The sequence below is a fragment of the Rhizobium sp. 1399 genome, from assembly GCF_031455475.1.
Taxonomy (GTDB): Bacteria; Pseudomonadota; Alphaproteobacteria; order Rhizobiales; family Rhizobiaceae; genus Rhizobium.
Map to the genome: position 1 here is coordinate 247,783 of NZ_JAVDSU010000003.1, position 21,610 is coordinate 269,392.

Here is a 21,610-nt window from a genome sequence, read left to right on the forward strand (position 1 = left end):
TTTCACTTTCGTACTCACGAAGCAGAATGTCGTTTGGCAGTTAACCGTGAGAATGCGCCGTTTCACGCTACCAATGGCATTTAATCTGAGATTCGCGGGCGCGATTATCGGCCACTAACCGCTTCTAATGCATCAGCAACGTTTTGAAATGGAGGCAATTTCTCGAAGAGATAGCCTCCGACAGCCGACACACTAATCACTGCGATTCTCAAGTAATGTGCCAAAAACGGCATTCTCACGCTAACTGCCGCGTCTCGAATTAAGTGTCGAGGTATCCTCTTGAAGTCGTTGCAGACAGAATCTCATGCATTAAATGCAAAACGACATCAGCCACTGAATGGAACAGCCTCAAATGCAAGTCCAGGTCAAAGCGTTGTGAAACCGAACACCTCTGGCGCCTTGCAGCGGTTCAGGGCATCCTGTGATGGCTGAAAATTGTGTTTATGGCACTTGGAGGAATGCCGATGCGCTGCTTTACCGTGCTTGGACCCTCGCAGACCGGAAAATCAACAGTCGTGGAAAAGCTCGGCTCCCTGGAGGGGGCGCCGAGAAAATCCAGCTCCCCTTATGGATTGAACCTCACAAAATTCACCTTTGGAAACGAGGCGTGGTGTGCGCTGGATGCGCCAGGACCCAACGAAGCGTTGGCGCATGCACAACACGCGCTTCTTGCCAGCGACGCCTGCATCCTGTGCGTTTCATCGGCACCCGAGGAAGCTGTGCTCGCCGCGCCCTATCTGCGGATAGTCGAAGCCTCGGGGACGCCTTGCATCCTCTTCGTCAACCGGATGGACGAACCGAGAGGGCGGCTGAGGGACGTGATCGCCGCGCTTCAAGACTACGCCAACCACACGCTTTTGCTTCGCCAGATCCCGATCCGCGAGGGGGACAGGATCATAGGCAGTTGCGATCTGATTTCGGAACGGGCGTGGCGCTACCGGGAAAGCCAGACTTCGGCGCTGATCGCAATCCCCGAAAGCGCCGCCGAGCGCGAGCACGAAGCGCGCAGCGAGCTCCTGGAACACCTGTCCGAATTCGATGACTGGCTTCTCGAGGAATTGATCGAAGATCGCGAGCCGCCCAGCGACGCGCTCTATGCCATCTCATCGCGGGTTCTCAGGGAAAACAGGATTATTCCAGTCCTGATCGGTGCCGCAAGTCACGGCAACGGCATGATGAGGCTGATGAAGGTGCTGCGCCACGAGGCGCCGCCGGTAGGGGTTCTTCGGCAGCGTCTCGCTCGTGCAGGCAATGTCGATGAAAACAAGCTGACCGCCGTGAGCTTCCATGCCTATCATCGCCAGAATGTCGGTAAGACAGTGCTCGTGCGCGCGCTTGGCGAGGGACTGCGGCAGGGCGCATCACTGGGCGGCTCCAGCCTCGGCGCAGTACAGGATCTCGCAAACGGGCGGTCCAATTCGGCGGTTGTGGCTGCGCCGGGGGATGTGTTTGCGACGGTCAAGTCCGACCACTTGCCCGTCCCTTCGCTGTTGACATCAAACGCGGTGGTCGCCCCGCCTGAGTGGACGGAACCACCCACGCCGATGCTTGAAAGGATCCTAGTTCCGGTCAGCGATCGCGATGAAAATAAGCTCTCCGAAACGCTGGCAAAACTTTCCGAGACGGATCGCGGTCTCAAAGTCTTGCAGGAGGAAGGCACGGGCGCTCAACTCGTCCGCGCCCAAGGGCCGGTGCATCTGCGTGATCTCTGCCGGACGCTGTCCGATGTCTTTCACATCGGCGTAACCGATCGAACGCCCAGCCCGATCTACCGCGAGACAATTGCGAAACCATCTGAGGTTCATTACCGTCACCGCAAACAGACCGGCGGTGCCGGACAGTTCGCGGATGTGAAGCTGAGTATTCGGCCAAATGAGCGCGGCCGGGGCTTCACCTTTAGCGAAACGGTCAAGGGTGGCGTCGTTCCGCGCAACTACATCCCTGCCGTCGAAGCGGGCGCGCGCGAAGCGATGGAGAAAGGGCCACTAGGCTTCCAGGTCATCGATGTCGGCGTAACGCTGTACGATGGTCAGCACCATGCCGTCGACAGTTCGGAACACGCCTTCCGGACTGCGTCGAAAATGGGAGTGCGACAGGCGCTTTCCGAAGGGGCGGCCGTTTTAATGCAACCGGTCTTCCGCAGCGAAATTCACATTCCGTCGATCTATTCCGGCAGCCTCGTCCAGATCGTCTCCGCTCTCAAGGGTCAGGTTCTCGGCTTCGACCGGGATGAAACCGCTAAGGGATGGGACATCTTCCGGGCGCTCATTCCGGGCGGCGCACTTGACGATCTGGCGCGGGCGCTGCGCTCGGCGACGCAGGGCATTGGTTATTTTTCCAAGACCTTCGATCACTTCGAGGAGCTATACGGCAAGGAAGCGGACGCCATCGTGAGGGCACATGAGGAACCAGGCGTCGCACACTGAAACGTTCGCGCCACTTCATGCTCGTTCGCAGAATGGCTCATGTCGTTTGGCAGTTACCCGTGAGAATGCGCCGTTTTTGCCGCGTCTCGAATTAAGTGTCGAGGTATCCTCTTGAAATCGTTGCATTCGCGGCGCTCACCGAAACTTCGCCGCCGATAGACCCGAGCAGGGCAACACGATGGGGTCCGTTGGTGGGAAGCGGGACGAACTCTTCAGCAAAAGCCGGTGAGTGCGAGCTGTTACCGGGCAGGGTCGGAAAATGTCATGTTTGGTGACGCTGTGTCATGTCGCTTGACGCGTGATATAATCAGGTCGCCGATTCCGTCACCGTCTCTTCCAGCACATCCTCGGGAATATCGTCGAAGGAAGCGTAGTTGAGGTTATAGAGCTTTGAATAAAGCTTGCCGTTTTTCATAAGCTGCTGGTGATTGCCGCTTTCGACGATTTCGCCATTCTGCAGCACGATGATGCGATCGGCTTCGCGGATCGTTGCCAGGCGGTGGGCGATGACGAGGCCGGTGCGGTTTTCGAGCAGCTTTACCAATGCCCTCTGGATCAGCATCTCCGTATAGCTGTCGATATTGGCTGTCGCCTCGTCGAGCACGAGGATCTTGGCGTCTGCCACTAGCGCGCGGGCAAAGGAGAGAAGCTGGCGCTGGCCGAGCGAAAGATTGCCGCCGCGCTCGCCGAGCATGCTGTCATAGCCCAAGGGCAGGCGCATGATGAAGTCGTGCGCACCGACGGCCTTGGCAGCCTCGATCACCTGCTCACGGGTGGCTTCCGTCTTGTGATAACGGATGTTTTCGAAAACTGTGCCCGTGAAGAGGAAGGGCTCCTGCAGCACCATGGCGATCTGCTGGCCGAGAGAATCCTGCGTCAGCTCGCGCACGTCATGGCCGCCGACCACGACCTGTCCCTGTTGCACCTCATAGAAGCGGTGGATCAGCGACATGCAGCTCGACTTGCCCGAACCGGTTGGGCCGACAAGAGCGACCGTCTCGCCGGGATTGACCCTGAAGCTCACATGCTTGAGCACCGGATGCTTGGGATTGTAGCCGAAGACGACATCGCGGAATTCGACAGAGCCGTCCATGTCGGGTGAAAGCACCTTGGCATCCGGAGCATCTTTGATTTCGACCGGCACATCGAGCACGTCGGTCAACCGTTGGCCCGATGCCATGGCGCGCTGCATGACCGAATATTGGAGCGTCAGCGAGCGAATAGGGTCGAAGAAGCGCTGGATGTAGAAGAGGAAGGCGACGAGCACACCGACGTCGAGCGCCTGGTTCAACACGCGCGCACCGCCGACGACGATGACGAGCGCCATGGCGATGCCTGTCAGCGTGTCGACGATCGGCACCATGATCTGGGCGTAACGGGCTGCCGTTAGATGCGTCAGCAGGTTGGCATGCGCCTTGTCATCGTAAAGCGTGAAGTTGACCTCCTGCCGGTCCATGCTCTGGACGGCGCGGACGCCATGGATCGCTTCGGCCAGCGCCCCATTCGCCACTGAGTTCGTCTCATGCGCCGCCATGAAGGACTTGCGGGCGAGCGGCAGCCAGAACAGGCGCACGACGAAGAGTACCGGAAGTACGGACAGCGTCAGCAAGCCGAGCTTGAAGTCGAGATAGAGCATTACGAAGACGATGCCGAAGAGCAGGAAGATATCGCCGACCGAGAGTACGCAGGTTTCCAGGAATTCCTGCATCGAGTTGACGTCGCCCTGCAAGCGCGACATCAACCGGCCGACTTCAGTCTTGTCCATGAAGGAGAGCGATACGCGCTGGAGATGGGAGAACATCGCCTTGCGGATATCGAAGAGCACGTTTTCCGCGACGCCACCAACCAGCGTTTCCTGCCAATAGCTGGCGCCGTAATTGATGAGGATGGCGATCAGGAAGGCGACGATCGCCAAGGTCAGGGCGGAACCGCTGTCGTCCGGCTGCATGCCATGGTCGATGGCATAGCGGATGATCAGCGGAATGAGAAGCTGCATGCCGGTGAAGACCAACACCGAAATCACCGACAGAATGACATCGCGCCGGTAGGGATGCACGAAGGCCCAGATGCGCTTGACGATGTTGGTATCGAAGACTTTGCCGAAGATTTCCTCTTCGACGCGCTGCGATCCGACGACCGCCCTTGGCGGGCGTCTGCCATCCTCGCGAACGTCCGGACGTTCGGTTTCCAGTTCCTCGGCCATGCTGTTTCCTCCTGCGCCGGTTTCTTACGCGCTCAAAGCGTCGTCGCCCGGTCGCACCTGCAAATCGTAAAGTGCCTTGTATCGTCCACCGAGCGTCAGGAGCTCGTCATGCGTGCCCTGCTCGACGATGCGGCCGTCCTCGATGAAAAAGATCTTGTCGGCATGCATCAGCGAGCTCAGGCGATGGGCGACGATGATCGTCACGCGGTCAGCGGCATAGCGGCGCATGGCACTGCGGATGCGCTGTTCGGTCGCCGCGTCGATTGCTGCGGTCGAATCGTCGAACACCATCACGGCGGGTTTGAGCATCAGCGCGCGGGCAATCGAAAGCCTCTGGCGCTGGCCGCCGGAGAGCGATACGCCGCGTTCGCCGACGACCGTGCCGTAGCCGGTCGGCAGACCGAGCACGTAGTTGTGGAGCTGCGCGCTTTCGCTGGCGCGCTCGATGCGGCCTTCCTTGGCCCAGGGATCGCCATAGGCGATGTTGTTCTCGATCGTCGTCGTGAAGAGGAAGGAATCCTGCTGCACGACGGCGACGGAGCGGCGCAGCGACTGCAGTGTCGCCTTGCGGATATCCTGGCCGTCGATGGTGATCTTGCCGCCGGTCGCGTCATAGAAGCGAGGGATCAGGTGCGCGAGCGTCGACTTGCCGCTGCCGGGCGGCCCCACGATGCCGATCGTTTCGCCGCGCTTCGCCTCGAAGCTCACGTCATGCAGAACCTCGTGCATCGGCGAGCTCGGATAGGCGAAGCTGACATTCTCGAAGCGCAGCGTGCCGTCTGTTACCTTCAACTCCTTCGCATCCGGCGCGTCGCGAACGGCGATTTCGAGATCCAGAAGGTCAAAAAGGCGTGTGCCGCAGGTCGAAGCACGGGCGAAGGCGTTGACCATCAGGCCGAGTTGCCGCACCGGCATCTGCAGGATGGTCATGAAAGTAAGGAACGAGGCCAGCGTACCAACGGTGATCTCGCCGGAGTGCACCTTGCCGCCGCCAACCCAAAGCACCAGCCCCATGGCCACAAAGAAGGAAAAGGTCATGGCGCTGGTATTGATGACGCGGATGCCAACACGCTGGTGGGCAAGTTCCAGCGCATTCTTCGAGGCTTCTTCGAACTTCGACAGTTCGTGGTCCTGGGCTGCGAAAGCACGCACGACGCGGATGCCGCCGAGGTTCTCTTCCATGATGCGCGTCAGCACCGACAACCGCTGCTGCAGGTCGAGCCAGGTGGCGCGCAGGCGAAGCTGGGTCACAGAAGAGCGCCAGCCGACGAAGGGCACGAAGGAGAGCGCCAGCAGGCCGAGCAGGACGTCGGTCGAGAGTAGCATATAGGCGCCGATGCCGATCAGCATGGTCAGCAGGAAGACGCGCACGAGCGCAGTCGAGAAATACATGCGCACGCCTTCCAGATCGAGAAGGCCGATGGTGATGAGGTCGCCCGAATGCACGCTATCGTGAAAGGAGAAGGAGAGACGCTGGATCTTTTCGTAGCAGGCGAGGCGCAGTTCGTAGCCCATGTGGTGGCCGACGGATTCGCTGTAATAGTTCTGGACCATCGTGAAGATGCCGCGCAGCACACTGGCGCCAAGCAGAAGCAACGCCGTTGTCAACAGCGCGTCCTGCGCCTGCTGGCCGAGCGTGCCGCCGTGAAGCGCCACCTGCGTATGGTCGACCGCCTGGCCGAGCAGGCGGGGGATCAGAAGCTGGAAGGTGGAGGCGATCAGGGTAGCGCCGATGGCGAGGCCGGCTTGCCAGGGATGGCGGAAGGCCATGACGGTGATGCGGAACAGTGTGTAGAGGCCCTTGCCCCACCCTGCCGCGGTTGCAAGCGCCATCGAAGCCGAAGGCTTCGTCGCGCGTATAGACGCATCGCTGCTCACGGTATTTTGTCCAATAGATGTGTGCTCGGACCAAGTGGTCCGGAAAGAAGGCAAATCCATGAAGGGATTGATAGCACGCCCACATTTGCCGATTCCGACAGGGGGTTCAAGTAAAGAATTCACCAGTCGGTTATTTTTACGTGAGCCTTCCTCGCATTGGACGGTAACGCTGCCGTTATGGCCTGCCGACTGCACGCAGCAGGCGCATTTTTCTGCCAGAAAACGAAAGTCTCGGAGCGGCGCATCGCCAGTGGAAATCTGTGTGGCGCGCATGTATGGTCCGCTCGCCAATCAGCACGAAGAGGGCGTTCGATGTCATCCACGGTCCGGATCGCAAATCAGTTTCTCACTGTTGACGTTTCCTCGCTCGGCGCCGAAATGCAGGCGCTAACATCCAGCGACGGCCGCTCCTGGGTGTGGAACGGCGATGCCGCCTTTTGGACAGGCCGTTCGCCGATCTTGTTTCCGATGGTTGGCAAGGCACCGAACGACATTCTAAAGGTTGGCGGTCACAGCGCGCCGATGGCCCAGCACGGCTTTGCCCGTCGCAGTGAATTTGTGCTGGCATCCTCGTCCGAAGCGAGCTGCCGCTACGAGCTTGCCGCTTCAGAGGCGACCAAGGCCGTCTATCCCTTCGATTTCCTGCTGGCCGTCATCCATAGCGTCGAAGGTCGTGCTCTGACTGTTGCTGCCGAAGTCACCAACCGCGATATCAGGCCGATGCCTTTCGGTCTTGGCTTTCATACGGCTTTCCGCTGGCCGCTGCCGGGTGCTGAGAACAAGCCGCACATGGTCACGCTGGACAACGGCGTCGAGCCGGCGCTCGTCCGGCTCGAAGGGGGGCTGATCTCGCCGAAGAAACTTGCTTCGCCCTTCAAGTCCGGCAGCCTGGTGCTCGACCATTCTATGTTCGAGCAGGATGCGATGATCTTTCCGGAAGGCGCAGGCGCCAGCCTGCGTTATAAGGCTGAAGGCGGCCCATCCATGCATTTCAGCTTTGAGAACATGCCCAATCTGGCGCTCTGGACCAAGCCTGGCGCTCCCTTCCTCTGCATCGAGCCCTGGCACGGGACGGCCGCCGAAAATGGCGGCCCGGACGATCTGGAGGGGCGCCCCTATACGAAGGTGCTTGCTCCCGGCGAAACGGCGCGTTTTTCCTTCAGCGCCGAAATCCTCGAATAGGCCGGACTCATTTTCCGTTTTGGATCAGGGTGTTGGGCAGGTGGTAAAATAAACTTCTTGCCACCTTGGGCTTTTCGCGCTTTCATACACGACTAGTTTAATAGACTATGGGGCGGGCTGAGAATGTCTTCTCCGGCCTGTAATGGTTCCGAACGGAGCCCGATTTAGCGGCGAACGTTTTCCGTGGCCGCATGAACCTGCCCAACGCAGGGCTTCAGATGTTGTGCGTTGAAACCTTGATCGAGACACATGCGGATGAGCCGCAAGGGAGTTGAGATGACGGTTCAGGGACTTTTTTCCGGCAAGGCGAATGCGGCGGCGCAGATTTCCGCCGTGCCGCGCATTGCGATCGTCGGCCGCGGTTTTTCCGGCATGATGATGGCGGTGGCGCTGATGCGCACCGTGCGCACGCCGTTTCACCTCCAGCTTTTCGATCCGAACTCTACGGTCAGCGGCGGCCAGGCGTTGGCCTCAGCAAGGTCCTCAACCATCCTCAATACGCGTGTGCGTGATCTCTCCGTTTCGCTCGGCGATCCCGACGATTTTAACGACTGGCTCTGCAGCAACGCCGAATTCCGCGCCGCCGTGCCAGCCGCAATCCCTGGCTTCCGGCAGATCTTCGTGCCTAAGGAAATCTTCAGCGACTACGTCTACCAGCGCTTTTCGGAAGCGCTTGCCGCCCGCCGGGACATCACCGTACAGGTCTGCCATGATCCGGTCGTGGCGATCCGCAGGAGCCATGGCAGCCGCTTCCTGCTTGAAAGCGCCAATCCGTCCAATCCGCTCTTCGATACCGTGATCCTCGCGACAGGCTACGGCCTGCCTCGACCCGAGACCGAGGAGCAGGAGGTTTCACCCGTCAGGACGCAGCGCCTCGTCGCCCGGCCGCACACAGTGCTGCTCGGCAGCGGCATTCGCGTCGTGGACCAGCTGCTGCAGCTTCGCGACGCGGGTTATACCGGGCAGGTAACGATTATTTCACGGCACGGTTTCCTGCCGCAGAGCCATACGCCGAATTCCGCCGATCCGGTCTTCCCGGCAGAGGCGCTACCGCAAAGCCTGCCTGACATTGTCAGCTTCATCCGCCAGGCCTGCCGCGAGGCGGAAGAGGAGGGGCGAAGCTGGCAGTCGGTCATGAACGGCCTTCGCAGGCACGCCCGTTCGCTCTGGCGATCGCTGCCGGCGCGCGAGAAGCGTCAGTTCAACCGGCATCTGCGGGCGATCTATGACAGTCACCGCAACCGCCTGCCGGAGACCATGCATCTGCGTCTCAGGCGGGAGCTTGCCGAAGGCCGCACGGTGCTCAGGCGCGGCCGCGCCGGGCGTCGAGGTTTCAGCGGCCTGTTCTTCACGCCGGCCGGTTCGTCGAGCGAGGAGGTCATCCACACCGAACGCATCATCGATTGCCGTTGCCATGCGCCCGATCTTTCTGCTCCTCTGATCCAGAGCTTGCTCGCGGCGCGTCTCGCCGTGCCTGATGAGCTTGCGCTTGGACTGGCGGTCAATGCCCGCGGCGAAACGTTTCTGGACGACGGCTCGTCGATCGATGGGCTTTTTGCGGTCGGCCCGCTCGGCCTCGGCAGCCTGCCGGACATCGATCTCGTGCCTGAGATCGTCACGCAGGCCTATTCGGCATCAGAACGAATTGCGGAACGCTTCTATCCGCAGAGCCAGGCCGTCTGAGGGAATTCGTCGTTTCAGCGGGAACCATCGGCCCGAGCCGGCGTTATAGTGCGCTGGTAGATCGTTTAGAGGGGCAGATGGAAGCGGTGGATCGATATGATACGTCCCTTCGGGACGAGGGACGTTTCCGGGTGCTCGTCGATGCAATCACCGACTACGCGATCTATATGCTGAGCCCCGAAGGTCATGTGACGAGCTGGAATTCCGGCGCCCAGCGTTTCAAGGGGTATCGCGCTTCCGAAATCCTCGGCCAACATTTTTCCCGATTTTATCTCGATGCCGATCGTCAAGCCGGCCTGCCAGCCCGCGCGCTGGCGATTGCCACGAAAGAGGGACGCTTCGAGGGTGAGGGCTGGCGCCAGCGCAAGGATGGTACGCGCTTCTGGGCACATGTCATCATCGATCCGATCCGCCATTCCTCGGGCGAGCTGATCGGCTTTGCCAAAATCACCCGTGACCTGACGGAGCGCAAGGCGGCAGAGAACGCATTGAAGCGCAGCGAAGAGCAGTTTCGCCTTCTCGTTCAGGGCGTCTCCGATTATGCGATCTACATGCTCGACCCCGAAGGCAACGTGACGAGCTGGAATTCCGGTGCCGAACGCATCAAGGGTTATAGGTCGGAAGAGATCATCGGCCGACACTTCTCCACTTTCTACACGGATGAGGATCGCCTTAACGGATTGCCTCAGCAGGCACTGGCCACCGCGAGCCGCGACGGACGGTTCGAAAAGGAGGGCTGGCGCCAGCGCAAGGACGGCTCCCGCTTCTGGGCCAGTATCGTGATCGACGCGATCAAGGACGATTTCGGCGAGATTATCGGCTTTGCGAAGATTACCCGCGACATTACCGAGAAGATGGAGACACAGCGTGCGCTGGAGCGGACCCGCGAAGAACTTTTCCAGGCGCAGAAGATGGAGGCGATCGGCCAATTGACCGGCGGCATCGCGCACGACTTCAACAATCTGCTGATGGCAGTGCTGGGCAGCCTCGAAATCCTCAAGAAGCGCATGCCGCAGGACCCTGCATTGTCGCCGCTTGTCGACAATGCCATGCTCGGCGCCCAGCGCGGCGCGGCGCTGACCCAGCGCATGCTCGCCTTTTCCCGCCGCCAGGAGTTGCAGGTGGAGACGATCGATGTTTCCGAGCTTCTGCGTGGCATGATGGACATGGTCGCGCGATCCCTCGGGCCGGTCTCCTCGCTTGAAACCGAATTTCCCGAGAGCCTGCCGACGATCGCTACTGACCCGGCACAGCTTGAGACGGCAGTGCTCAACCTCGTCGTCAATGCCCGCGACGCCATGCCTGGCGGCGGGCTTATTAGGATCAAAGCCACTGAAGAGGTCGTGTCTGGCGGCGGTACCATGCCGGCCGGCCATTATGTGCGCGTCGCTGTTGCCGATGAGGGCGAAGGCATGGACGAAGAGACGCTGAAACAGGCGGTGACCCCGTTCTTCACGACCAAGGGCGTCGGCAAGGGAACGGGTCTCGGCCTTTCCATGGTGCAGGGGCTCGCCGGTCAGTCCGGCGGCAGGCTCGTGCTGAAAAGTCGGCTCGGTGAAGGTACGACAGCTGAACTCTGGTTTCCTGTCACGGGAGCCGAAAACACTGTTGAAGAGCCTGAACAATCCGTGCCCGAAGCCGCAAATAACTCACGGCCGCTGCGCATTCTTGCCGTCGATGATGACGGGCTGGTCCTGATGAATACCGCGCTGCTGCTGCAGGATCTCGGCCACACGGTGATCGAGGCGACGGCCGGCGCCGACGCGCTCGATATTCTTCGCAACGAAAACGTCGATCTCGTTATCTCCGATCATGCCATGCCGCGCATGACAGGCTCGCAACTTGCGCTGGCAATCCGCAGAGAGTGGCCGAAGATGCCGATCATCCTCGCAACTGGTTTTGCCGAGATTCCCGAGGGTTCCGGCATTATCGATATACCGCGCCTCGGTAAACCCTTCTCACAGGCGCAGCTTGCCGAGGCGATCAGCCGCATTGCCCAATAGATCTCTCGTTAAGAGATTCTGCGAAGCCTGGCTTCGTTCCGCACGATATAGATGAGCAGCCCCGCCACCATGATCGCCAGCACATACCAGGTGATTGCATAGACAAGGTGGTTATTCGGGAAATCGAGGACCGTCAGCCCTCCGACGGGCAAGCCGCCGGCATTGGGTGTCGCGTCTGCGTCAATGAAGAAGGGGGCAACGCCCGCAACGTCACGCTTCTCGGCAATGGCTGCGACATCGCGCGAATACCAGCGGTCGGCAGCCGGATCGTTGGAGCGTAGCAGCATGCCCTTCGGTTCGGTCATGCGCATCAGCCCAGTGACATTAGCCGGTCCGGCGATCTCGCTTTCCGGTCGAGAGGCCGGGTCGCGACGGTCGGTCGGTACGAAGCCGCGATTGATTGATATCGCGCTGCCGTCCGCGAGCCTGAGCGGCGTCAGCACCCAATAGCCGGCGCCGAGTGCTGTCGATGCCGTGACCAGCGTTTCCTTGTCGTTTTCGAAAGTGCCTGTAGCCGTCACTCGCCGGTATTCGTCATCGGCGGCGTTGACCTTGCCCCAGTCGCCGCGAGTCGGCGGGGCGACTGGCTCGGCGTGGACGCGGGCATCGACACGAGCGATGAGATCGAGTTTCCAGGAGAGTCGATAAACTTGCCAGGTGCCGAGCGCGAGCAAGGCGGCGATAAGGGCCAGAAGGCCGAGCCCCAAGATGGCAAGGGTGACGGCTGAACGCGGCCTGTCCTGTTGGTCGGAAGAGATATCGCTCATAGATAAACCGCAGCGGGCGGCGTTGTCGCCGCCCGTTCCTTTGCCTTTATGGCATATTCTTCATCATTTCAGGGCTCATCGGCATCATGTTCGCATTCAGATGATACATGACCCAGAGCGAACCCGAGAGAGCGATCGCGACGATGATGATCGTGAAGATCAGCGCCATGATCGTCCAGCCGCCTTCCGACTTCGTGTTCATGTGCAGGAAGAAGATCATGTGAACGACGATCTGCACGGCGCCGAGCACCATCACGAAGATGGCGGTCACGACATGATTTTCGAAGACCTCTCCCATGACCAGCCAGAAGGGGATGGCCGTGAGGATGACGGAGAGAATGAAGCCCGTCACGTAACTCTTGAAACTTCCGTGACCGGCCTGGTGCCCATGGCTGTGGCCGTGGTGAGCCTCGTGGGCATCCTCATGTGCGGGTGCTTGCGAACTCATCCGAGAACTCCCATCAGGTAAACGAAGGAAAAGACGCCGATCCAGACGACGTCGAGGAAGTGCCAGAACATGGAAAGGCACATCAGACGGCGGCGGTTGGCTTCATGCAGGCCATGCATGGAGACCTGCACCATAAGCGTGATCAGCCAGATGATGCCGAAGGTGACGTGCAGACCGTGCGTACCGACCAGCGTGAAGAAAGACGACAGGAAGGCGCTGCGCTGCGGACCGGCGCCCTCGTGGATAAGGTGCACGAACTCGTAAAGCTCGAGGCCGAGGAAGGCCGCGCCGAAAAGGCCGGTCACGGCCAGCCAGAACAGCGTTTCGGCCTTTGCGTTTCGCTCCATCTGCAGCATGGCGAAGCCATAGGTGATGGAGGAGAGCAACAGCATCGAGGTGTTGATGGCGACCAGCGGCAGATCGAAGAGGTCGGCCGGCGACGGGCCGGCTGCATAGCTGCGGCCGAGCACGGCATGGGTGGCAAACAGCACCGAGAATATCAGGCTGTCGCTCATCAGATAGAGCCAGAAGCCCAGATTGGTGCTGTTCTCCGGATGATGGTCTTCCGTCAGATAGAATTCAGGCTTTTCGGCCGTGTCGATAGTATGATCGCTCATGGTCTCTTACACCTGTTCGGCAAGCAACTGCGTGCGCTTGCCTTCCGTTTCGGTGACTTCATCCGCGGGGATGTAGAAGTCGCGGTTGTAGTTGAAGGTATGGCCAATCGCGACGACGAGCATGGCAACGGCGGAGACGACCACCAGCCACCACATGTACCAGATCAAGCCGAAGGCGAGCGCGATACTGATGGCGGATAGAATCGCACCGGTGCCGGTATTCTTCGGCATATGGATCGGCTTGAAACCGCCGAGCGGACGCTCGTAGCCGCGATTCTTCATGTCGTACCAGCTGTCGTGATCGTGCACGACCGGCGTGAAGGCGAAGTTGTAATCCGGCGGCGGTGAAGAGGTCGACCATTCCAGCGTGCGGCCGTTCCACGGATCGCCACTGTCATCGCGCAGCTCTTCGCGCCTCATGAAGGAGACGACGATCTGGATCAGGAAGGACGCGATGCCAAGCGCGATCAGGCCGACGCCGAAGGCGGCGATGATGAACCAGATCTGCAGCGACGGATCCTCGAACTGGCTCATACGGCGGGTGACGCCCATCAGACCAAGCACGTAGAGCGGCATGAAGGCAAACCAGAAGCCGATCTGCCAGAACCAGAAGCTCATCTTGCCCCAGAAGGGATCGAGCTTGAAGCCGAAGGCCTTCGGGAACCAGTAGTTCACGCCGGCGAACATGCCGAAGAGAACACCCCCGATGATCACGTTATGAAAGTGGGCGATCAGGAACAGCGAGTTATGCAGCACGAAGTCGGCCGGCGGGACGGCAAGCATGACGCCGGTCATACCGCCGATGACGAAGGTCACCATGAAGCCGACTGTCCACAGCATCGGCACTTCGTAGCGGATACGGCCGCGATACATGGTGAAGAGCCAGTTGAACATCTTCGCCCCCGTCGGGATCGAGATGATCATCGTGGTGATGCCGAAGAAGGAGTTGACGGAAGCGCCCGAACCCATCGTGAAGAAGTGGTGCAGCCAGACGAGGTAGGACAGGATCATGATCACGCAGGTGGCGTAGACCATCGAAGCGTAGCCGAAGAGGCGCTTGCCGGAGAAGGTTGCGACCACTTCCGAGAAGATACCGAAGGCCGGCAGAACCAGGATGTAGACTTCCGGGTGGCCCCAGATCCAGATGAGGTTGACATACATCATCGGATTGCCGCCGAGGTCGTTCGTGAAGAAGTTCGTGCCGGCATAGCGGTCGAGCGACAGGAGAGCGAGCGTTGCGGTCAGGATCGGGAAGGAAGCGACGATCAGGATGTTGGTGCAGAGCGCCGTCCAGGTGAAGACCGGCATCTTCATGAAGGTCATGCCCGGAGCACGCATCTTCACGATGGTCGCGATCAGGTTGATGCCTGACAATGTCGTGCCGACACCGGCGACCTGCAGGCCCCAGATGTAATAGTCGACGCCGACGCCAGGACTGTAGGCGGCACCCGACAGCGGCGGATAAGCGAGCCAGCCTGTCTGAGCGAATTCACCGATGAAAAGCGAGATCATGATGATGATCGCGCCTGCCGTCGTCATCCAGAACGAGAAGTTGTTCAGGAACGGGAAGGAAACGTCGCGGGCACCGATCTGCAGCGGCACCACGAAATTCATGAGGCCGGTGACGAAGGGCATCGCCACGAAGAAGATCATGATGACGCCGTGGGCGGTGAAGATCTGGTCGTAATGGTGCGGCGGCAGTGGGCCTTCATTGCCGTTGAAGGCGATCGCCTGCTGCACGCGCATCAGGATGGCATCAGAGAAGCCGCGCAACAGCATGATGACGGCGAGGATCACATACATGATGCCGATCTTCTTGTGATCGACGCTGCAGATCCAGTCGCTCCAGAGCGAACCCCAGAACTTGAAATAGGTGATGATGCCCAGCACCGCGATGGCGCCGATGACGACGCCGATGAAGGTCACGACCAGGATCGGTTCGTGATACGGGATCGCGTCGAGGGTCAACCGGCCGAAGATGAACTTCAGGAGGTCAGGATTGGAAAACATGGAACAACCCGTTCATTATGTCTTGCGACGCAAAGCGCCAGGTTAACTGTTATTGTTGCTGAGCCGGCGCCGGAGTGCCGCCATTGCTCATGCCGGGCATGGAATGACCCTCATGCTGCATGTCCATTCCGGGCATGTTCTGCATGCTGTTGCCATCGGTGCTTTCGGCCGGCTCGCTGCGTGCCGGTGCGCCCGTTGCAGGCACTGTCGCCGCAGGCGCGACGATCCCTTCGTCCGCATGGCGATTGTCGTAGGTCAGCTTTTCGCGGTTTTCTTCGCTTTCCTTGCCGCCGCCGCCCATCATGTCGATGTGCATCATCTCGCTCGCGCACATCTTGCCGGGCGTGGCGCACATGTTGAGGATCGCGTCGTAAAGATCGGCATCGGCGCCGGCGTAGTAGCGCACCGGCTCCTTCTCGCTCGGCTTTTCGAGCTTCAGATAGGCGTCGCGATTGAGCATCGTGCCGCGCTGCTTGACCTGCGCAACCCAGGCATCGAAGCCCTGCTGGTTCATGCCGTGGAACTTGAAGCGCATGTGCGAGAAGCCTTCACCGCTGTAATTTGCGGAGAAGCCGTCATACTCGCCTTCCTTATTGATGACGGCATGCAGTCTCGTCTGCATACCGGGCATGGCATAGACCTGGCCTGCAAGGGCGGGGATGAAGAAGGAGTTCATCACCGAGGAGGCGGTGATCTTAAAGTCGATCGGCACGTCGACGGGAGCTGCAAGCTCATTGACCGTCGCAATGCCGAGGTCGGGATAGAAGAATAGCCATTTCCAGTCGAGCGCCACGACCTCGACGGTCAGCGACTTGGTATCTGCCGGAATGGCGCGGTCCGCATCGATACGATCGAGCGGGCGGTAGGGATCGAGCTTGTGCGTGGAAATCCAGGTGACGGCGCCAAGCGCGATAATGATGGCGAGCGGCGCCGACCAGATCACGATTTCGAGGCGTGTGGAATGATGCCATTCGGGCGCGTAGTCCGCGGCCGTATTGGAGCGCCGGTAGCGCCAGGCGAAAAACAGTGTGAGGAAGATCACCGGAATGATGATCAAGAGCATCAGCACCGTGGAGACGATGATGAGGTCACGCTGTTGGGTGGCGATATCGCCCGAAGGCGACATGACCACCATGTTGCATCCTGCCAAAAAAAACAGCGGCAAGATTAATAGAAGGCGGGAAAACTTCTGCAGTTTTGGCACGTCTCTAAGCTCTTTTTGTTTCGTTCGATTGCCGACTAAAGCACTGGCACGATGAGCGATATGAGGTCTTTGGTCGCAGTGCAACATGCATTTTGCACCGCGGGAGAAGTTAGCTTCCACGGCGCCCACAAATCCTGATAAAAGTCAGAAGGAAATTTTTCCGGCGCCGTCTCGTGTATAGCTGAAAAGCGTGGCTTTGCCCAATAAAACTCTGGAATAGGTCGGGATAGGTATCACGCGATTTTTCCATCGCATCGATTTTTGAGAATTCGGCGTCAACTATTTGCGCAACAAGGACTTGATAAGCTGAAAATATGGAACAAGATCAGCTTGAGGTGCTTTGCAAAAGCACCTTAAACGAGGGAGGCGTTTCATATGGCTACTGCCACACATCTAGGACCATCATCTTCATCGCTGGAGCGGGATGCGCGGCGCATTCATGGTGACAAGCCGGTTTCGCCCGGCAGCATCGCGATCGGCGTGGTGATCGGTCGCATGTCGGAGTTTTTTGATTTCTTCGTTTACGGCCTCGCATCCGTTCTCGTCTTTCCGCAGCTCGTCTTTCCCTTCGCGCCGGACCGGCTGACGGCCACGCTCTATTCTTTCGCGATTTTCTCGCTGGCCTTCCTCGCCCGTCCCGTGGGCTCCGTTGTCTTCATGACGATCGACCGTTTGTACGGGCGTGGCACTAAGCTCACTATTGCGCTTTTCCTGCTCGGCGGCTCGACGGCATCGATCGCCTTCCTGCCGGGCTACGATGAAATCGGCTACTGGTCGATTGCGCTATTGGCGCTCTTCCGGCTCGGGCAGGGCTTTGCCCTCGGCGGCGCGTGGGATGGCCTTGCGTCGCTGCTTGCCCTCAATGCGCCACCGAATCATCGCGGCTGGTATGCAATGATCCCGCAGCTCGGCGCACCGATCGGCTTTGCGCTGGCGAGCATCCTGTTCGGCTATTTCGTCGCCAACCTCTCCCCGGAAGACTTCCTCTCATGGGGCTGGCGTTATCCGTTCTTCGTCGCCTTCGCGATCAACGTCGTCGCGCTCTTTGCCCGTCTTCGGCTTGTCATGACCAAGGATTTCGGCACGCTCTTGGAGCAGCATGAGCTTGAAGCAGCACCAATCCTCGAGGTGCTGCGCGTCCATGGCCGCGATATCCTGATCGGCGCTTTCGTGCCGCTTGCAAGCTTTGCCATGTTCCACCTCGTCACCATCTTCCCGCTCGGCTGGATGAGCCTTTACGGCAACCAGCGGATCGGCGCCTTCATGGTGGTGCAGGTCATCGGCGCCGTGGTCGGCTTCGTTGCCATCATTGCCTCGGGTGTGATCGCTGACCGCATCGGCCGGCGTAAGCAACTTGCGATCTGCGCTGTGCTGATTGCGATCTTCAGCTTCATCGGCCCGTACCTGATTGGCGCCGGCAACACCGGTCATGACGCTTTCGTCATCATCGGCTTCGGCGTGCTCGGCCTTTCTTTCGGCCAGGCGACCGGCTCGATCTCGTCGCGCTTCGGCCGCGGCTACCGCTACACCGGTGCGGCCTTCACCTCCGACCTTGCCTGGCTGATCGGCGCCGGCTTCGCACCGCTGGTGGCGCTCAGTCTGTCGAGCCAGTTCGGCTTGCCCTTCGTTGGCTACTACCTGCTCTCGGGTGCAATCTGCACGCTGGCGGCTCTTGCTTTCAGCAGGGCGCTGGAGCAGCGTGAGTAGCGCATAGGCAGAACAAAAAGGCCCGCCTGGGAAACTAGGCGGGCCTTTTTGTTTGGGATCTATTTCGGGCTTTACTGCGCCATCTGCGGCTGCTTGGCAGCGCGCGCGGCGGTCAGTTCGGCAGTCGTGTGGTTGAGACGGTCGGCGAGCACGCGCATGATCTCCACGGCCATTTCCGGGAAATCGCTCAGAAGCTTGAGGAAATGTTCCTTGCTGATGCGCAGGACTTCGAGCGGCGAGGTGGCACGCACGGTCGCGGTACGCGAGACATCGCAGAGAATGGCAATTTCGCCCACGATGGAATTGACCTCAACATCGGCGACCTTGATTTCGCCGGCAGGTGAGGAAACGATGATATCGGCGGTGCCTGACAGTACGACATAGGCGGCGTCGCCAACATCGCCCTGACGGAACAGGTTCTGGCCGGCGTTGTAGGTCATACGGTCGGAGGTGAACGCCAAGAGCTTGAGTTTCGCCGGTGCGATCCTCGAGAAGATCGGCACCCGCCGCAGCATTTCGACTTCATCTCTCAACAGCATGAGCGTTGTAACCCCCTGCCGCATGGTCCTTGATCATGCGCTAAAAACCAATTCCAAGCGCCTTGCGAGCGCCGTCTCTGCCGCCCCAATAGAATATTACGATAACAGTTCCTTGAACATCCCGTTTTTCTCGGAAAGTTCCGGATAGTTGCCCGCCTCGGCAAGATCGCCGCGATCGAAGAGCAGAATCCGATCGAAGATTTCCGCAAGCTTGGCGTTGGACAATACCCAGATGATCGCCGGGCGCTTGCCTTCCTCGTGCAGGCCTTCGATGATGTTGTGGGTGATCTGGTCCTGGATGCGCTGGTCGAGCGCCGGGATCGGCCGGTTGAAGATGAAGTAGTCGGAGCGCTTGAGCAGGGCGCGGGCGAGATTGAGCTTCTGCCGCTGCACCCCCGTCAGGCGCTTGCCGCCCGACCCGACATCAAATTCGAGCCCGATCGACAATACGTCGTCATAGAGATCGAGCGTATCGAACAGTTCACCCATGATGAGGCGGATGCGGTCGGAGGCATCGGCCTGCTGATAGGCAATGCGGCCGAAGAGCACATTGTCCATCAGGCTCGCGGAGGCCGTGAAGCGGCTGACGTCATAACGCTCGATCAGCTCGGCGAGATCGTCGGGGATGTTCTGGTGGAACTGCTTGCGGGCACTGACGATCTTGTCCATCAGCACCTGGGTCAAGAGACCGAAGCGATGCCGCGGTTCGATATAGGCGAAGCTCAGGCGGATGATGCTTGCCCGGTCTTCCGGCGTCGCATCCTCGAAGCGCCTGCCCTGCAGCTTCTGCAGCAGCGCCTGGTAGGTCGGAATGTCGTCCGCCGTCATGAAGGTGAGCTGCTGGAAGAAGGGGTGATCCGGCGGCAGGTCGTGGAAGAGTTCCACCGCGTTCTCGGCGATTTCCAGGCCCATCGCATAGAGATCTGTGCTGAGCCCGGTATCGCGGAAGAGCTGCTGGAAATAGGGATGGCCGGCAAGCCGGCGGTTGTTCATCAGCGGCCGCTTCATCGTGCCGAAGAGCAGGTTTTCGCCGACGGTCGCCTGCGTGTTGTAAGCATCGAAATCGAAGGGCACGACGATGGCGTCGAGGTTTTCCCTGGCAAGCCGCTCGCGCAGCGACGTCCGAAGCTTGACGATATGGCTGCCGAGGGCAGTATGAACCTCGGTATTGACGGTGGAGCGCAGCGCCAGATCCAGAATGTCCTGCGACATCATGACGGCGTCGAGCACCGGCCGGATCGCCTTCAGCAGGTCTTCAGGTCCTTTTGCGCCGGCAGCATTGTAGTCGACCCAGTCGCTGTTGAGGTCGAGTGTCGGGTTGCCGGCCTTCTGCGATTCCGCCACATGCCATTTATATTCCTGCGCAGCCTTGCCGTCATATTCAGGCTCTTTCATCGGAGCATGCTTGAGGCCGTAGACCAGATTGTCGCGGAGCGTGCCGTGGAAGAAATAGCTTTCGGCGGACGCATAGGAAATGCGCCGGCCGGTGATTGATTCCGGCAGATCCAGCAGGTCCTGCCCGTCGATGGTGATGCGGCCGGAATCCGGCCATACGAGACGGCCGAGGGCTTCGGCGAAGGCTTCTGCACCGCTGCCGTTCGGCCCGACGATCGCAACCGTCTCGTTCGGTTTGATCTCGACCGAGACGTGGTCGACGAGGCGGGCGCCGCTGTCGTCGCTGACAGAGAGGTTTGTGACGACGAAGGCACTCGTCAGCGGCGCGACCGGCGCCGTTGCAAGCTCCTGGATGCGGCTGTCGATCAGCGGCTCGACATTAAACTGCTCGTAGACCTGCGCGTATTTGACCTGCACGTCCTGGCGCATCTGGTCCCAGTCGATCAGTTCCTTCAGCGGGCCTGGCAGGTCCTTGTAGGCGGAAATGACGGCGACGAGCTGACCGATGTCGAGCCGGCCCTGCAGAGCCAGATAGCCGCCGATCGCGTAGAAGAGGAAAGGCGTGACCTGGGCGAGGAAGTTATTGATGAACTTGACCAGGAACTTCCACTGATAAAGATCGTAGCGGATCGAGAAGATGCGGCCGAGGCGGGTTGCGATATCGGCGCGCTCGAAGTTGGAGGTGTCGTTGCCGTGGATCGTGCCGATGCCGTCAACGATCTCCCCCACGCGCCCCGACAGTTCACGCGCGGTCAGCTGCCGCTGACGGCCGAGTTCCAAGAGACGCTTGCGCATGCGGGGAATGACGATCGCCTGGACGCCGACGATGCCTGCAGCGATCATGCCGAGCCAGAAATTCTGGATGATGATGAAGGCAAGCGCGGTGATCGCCTGACCGCCGAGCAGGGCGGGCGAGACGAAGGCGTCGCCCGTGAAGCCACCCATCGGCTCCACCTCGTCCTTGATCATGGTGGCGATTTCGGCCGATTTCACCCGCTTGAAATGGGCGGGCGGGAAGCGCAGCACGCGATCGATAAGCTCGAAGCGGATGCGGCGCAGCATGCGTTCGCCGAGCCTACCCTTATACGTATTGATATAGAACTTGAAGAGGCCGTTCAACACCACCAGCGCCAGGAAGACGAGGCTCAGTGCCATCAGCATCTGGAAGCGGTTGAGCTCCAGGCCCTTGAAGAATTCGACATGACCGATCAGCGGGATGTCGTAGGCGATGTGCATGAAGGTCTGTCGCGCACCCGGCCCTTCGAAGCCGTCACCCTGAATAGGTCCGTTGACGATCTGCTTCGGCAGGTCGAAGGACAGGAAGTAGGGCACCATGGAAGCTGCGACGACCAGCAGAATCCAGAGCTGCTGCAGCCGCGTGTTCTTCCAGATGTAGCGCGCGAGGCTTTTTTCCATGGCTAACCGTCAGACTGTGGGAAAAGTCCGGACAGCGATCCTGATGCTGGGAAAGGGGGAATCTCCGAGTACAGGACCATGCAGTCAGACCGCCGATATCGCAACGAAAACAAGGCGGAGCGGACTGATGTC

13 protein-coding genes and 1 pseudogene are annotated in these 21,610 nt (G+C 59.9%); 5 read left to right on the forward strand and 9 right to left on the reverse strand.

Annotated features, from left to right (window positions below; translation table 11 throughout):
* Nucleotides 1-464 precede the first annotated feature (464 nt).
* Complete coding sequence (locus tag J2X71_RS12500) at nucleotides 465-2,426, forward strand: elongation factor G (protein ID WP_310382409.1); 1,962 nt, start codon at nucleotides 465-467, stop codon at nucleotides 2,424-2,426.
* A gap of 307 nt (nucleotides 2,427-2,733) precedes the next feature.
* On the opposite strand, the gene J2X71_RS12505 is transcribed toward J2X71_RS12500, so the two are convergent.
* Both J2X71_RS12505 and J2X71_RS12510 read right to left on the reverse strand, forming a co-directional pair.
* Nucleotides 2,734-4,629: an ABC transporter ATP-binding protein gene (locus tag J2X71_RS12505; RefSeq protein ID WP_310382410.1), complete on the reverse strand. Its 1,896-nt coding sequence runs from the start codon at nucleotides 4,627-4,629 to the stop codon at nucleotides 2,734-2,736.
* Between the two features lie 24 nt (nucleotides 4,630-4,653).
* Entirely contained in the window at nucleotides 4,654-6,507 is a 1,854-nt protein-coding gene (locus J2X71_RS12510; RefSeq protein ID WP_310382411.1) for an ABC transporter ATP-binding protein, read from the reverse strand.
* 312 nt (nucleotides 6,508-6,819) lie between these two features.
* Here J2X71_RS12510 and J2X71_RS12515 point away from each other — a divergent pair, with 312 nt between their 5' ends.
* The 3 genes from J2X71_RS12515 to J2X71_RS12525 all read left to right on the forward strand — a co-directional run bounded on the left by J2X71_RS12515 (nucleotide 6,820) and on the right by J2X71_RS12525 (nucleotide 11,375).
* Nucleotides 6,820-7,689, forward strand: coding sequence for an aldose 1-epimerase family protein (locus J2X71_RS12515; protein ID WP_310382412.1), 870 nt, complete (start codon nucleotides 6,820-6,822; stop codon nucleotides 7,687-7,689).
* 276 nt (nucleotides 7,690-7,965) lie between these two features.
* Nucleotides 7,966-9,372: an FAD/NAD(P)-binding protein gene (locus J2X71_RS12520; RefSeq protein WP_310382413.1), complete on the forward strand. Its 1,407-nt coding sequence runs from the start codon at nucleotides 7,966-7,968 to the stop codon at nucleotides 9,370-9,372.
* 77 nt (nucleotides 9,373-9,449) lie between these two features.
* Entirely contained in the window at nucleotides 9,450-11,375 is a 1,926-nt protein-coding gene (locus J2X71_RS12525) for a PAS domain S-box protein (protein WP_310382414.1), read from the forward strand.
* Nucleotides 11,376-11,383: 8 nt separating this feature from the next.
* Here the strand turns inward: J2X71_RS12525 and J2X71_RS12530 are convergent, their stop codons facing one another.
* The 5 genes and pseudogenes from J2X71_RS12530 to cyoA all read right to left on the reverse strand — a co-directional run bounded on the left by J2X71_RS12530 (nucleotide 11,384) and on the right by cyoA (nucleotide 16,421).
* Nucleotides 11,384-12,142, reverse strand: coding sequence for an SURF1 family protein (locus J2X71_RS12530; protein ID WP_310382415.1), 759 nt, complete (start codon nucleotides 12,140-12,142; stop codon nucleotides 11,384-11,386).
* Between the two features lie 46 nt (nucleotides 12,143-12,188).
* Nucleotides 12,189-12,590: a cytochrome o ubiquinol oxidase subunit IV gene (gene cyoD / locus J2X71_RS12535; RefSeq protein ID WP_113320590.1), complete on the reverse strand. Its 402-nt coding sequence runs from the start codon at nucleotides 12,588-12,590 to the stop codon at nucleotides 12,189-12,191.
* Complete coding sequence (gene cyoC / locus J2X71_RS12540; protein WP_007822614.1) at nucleotides 12,587-13,207, reverse strand: cytochrome o ubiquinol oxidase subunit III; 621 nt, start codon at nucleotides 13,205-13,207, stop codon at nucleotides 12,587-12,589. The genes cyoD and cyoC overlap by 4 nt, the downstream gene beginning before the upstream one ends.
* Nucleotides 13,208-13,213: 6 nt before the next feature.
* Complete coding sequence (gene cyoB / locus J2X71_RS12545) at nucleotides 13,214-15,217, reverse strand: cytochrome o ubiquinol oxidase subunit I (protein WP_007822616.1); 2,004 nt, start codon at nucleotides 15,215-15,217, stop codon at nucleotides 13,214-13,216.
* Nucleotides 15,218-15,259: 42 nt separating this feature from the next.
* Nucleotides 15,260-16,421 (reverse strand): annotated as a pseudogene (gene cyoA / locus J2X71_RS12550) (ubiquinol oxidase subunit II).
* Between the two features lie 375 nt (nucleotides 16,422-16,796).
* Between cyoA and J2X71_RS12555 the strand changes: the two are divergent.
* The gene (locus tag J2X71_RS12555; RefSeq protein ID WP_310382417.1) at nucleotides 16,797-18,128 is read left to right on the forward strand and encodes an MFS transporter; all 1,332 of its coding nucleotides are present in this window, start codon (nucleotides 16,797-16,799) and stop codon (nucleotides 18,126-18,128) included.
* A 71-nt stretch (nucleotides 18,129-18,199) separates the two neighbouring features.
* On the opposite strand, the gene J2X71_RS12560 is transcribed toward J2X71_RS12555, so the two are convergent.
* Entirely contained in the window at nucleotides 18,200-18,667 is a 468-nt protein-coding gene (locus tag J2X71_RS12560; protein ID WP_025669918.1) for a cyclic nucleotide-binding domain-containing protein, read from the reverse strand.
* Nucleotides 18,668-18,763: 96 nt separating this feature from the next.
* Nucleotides 18,764-21,478 carry an ABC transporter transmembrane domain-containing protein gene (locus tag J2X71_RS12565; protein WP_310382418.1) on the reverse strand — a complete coding sequence of 905 codons (2,715 nt, stop codon included), beginning with the start codon at nucleotides 21,476-21,478 and terminating at the stop codon, nucleotides 18,764-18,766.
* Nucleotides 21,479-21,610: the final 132 nt, after the last annotated feature.

Coding starts and splice junctions, on each gene's coding strand:
- cyoC (WP_007822614.1), bottom strand. CDS start 13,207: ATGAGCGATCATACTATCGACACGGCCGAAAAGCCTGAATTCTATCTG.
- J2X71_RS12555 (WP_310382417.1), top strand. CDS start 16,797: ATGGCTACTGCCACACATCTAGGACCATCATCTTCATCGCTGGAGCGG.
- J2X71_RS12560 (WP_025669918.1), bottom strand. CDS start 18,667: ATGCTGTTGAGAGATGAAGTCGAAATGCTGCGGCGGGTGCCGATCTTC.
- cyoD (WP_113320590.1), bottom strand. CDS start 12,590: ATGAGTTCGCAAGCACCCGCACATGAGGATGCCCACGAGGCTCACCAC.
- J2X71_RS12520 (WP_310382413.1), top strand. CDS start 7,966: ATGACGGTTCAGGGACTTTTTTCCGGCAAGGCGAATGCGGCGGCGCAG.
- cyoB (WP_007822616.1), bottom strand. CDS start 15,217: ATGTTTTCCAATCCTGACCTCCTGAAGTTCATCTTCGGCCGGTTGACC.
- J2X71_RS12515 (WP_310382412.1), top strand. CDS start 6,820: ATGTCATCCACGGTCCGGATCGCAAATCAGTTTCTCACTGTTGACGTT.
- J2X71_RS12500 (WP_310382409.1), top strand. CDS start 465: ATGCGCTGCTTTACCGTGCTTGGACCCTCGCAGACCGGAAAATCAACA.
- J2X71_RS12525 (WP_310382414.1), top strand. CDS start 9,450: ATGGAAGCGGTGGATCGATATGATACGTCCCTTCGGGACGAGGGACGT.
- J2X71_RS12530 (WP_310382415.1), bottom strand. CDS start 12,142: ATGAGCGATATCTCTTCCGACCAACAGGACAGGCCGCGTTCAGCCGTC.
- J2X71_RS12565 (WP_310382418.1), bottom strand. CDS start 21,478: ATGGAAAAAAGCCTCGCGCGCTACATCTGGAAGAACACGCGGCTGCAG.
- J2X71_RS12505 (WP_310382410.1), bottom strand. CDS start 4,629: ATGGCCGAGGAACTGGAAACCGAACGTCCGGACGTTCGCGAGGATGGC.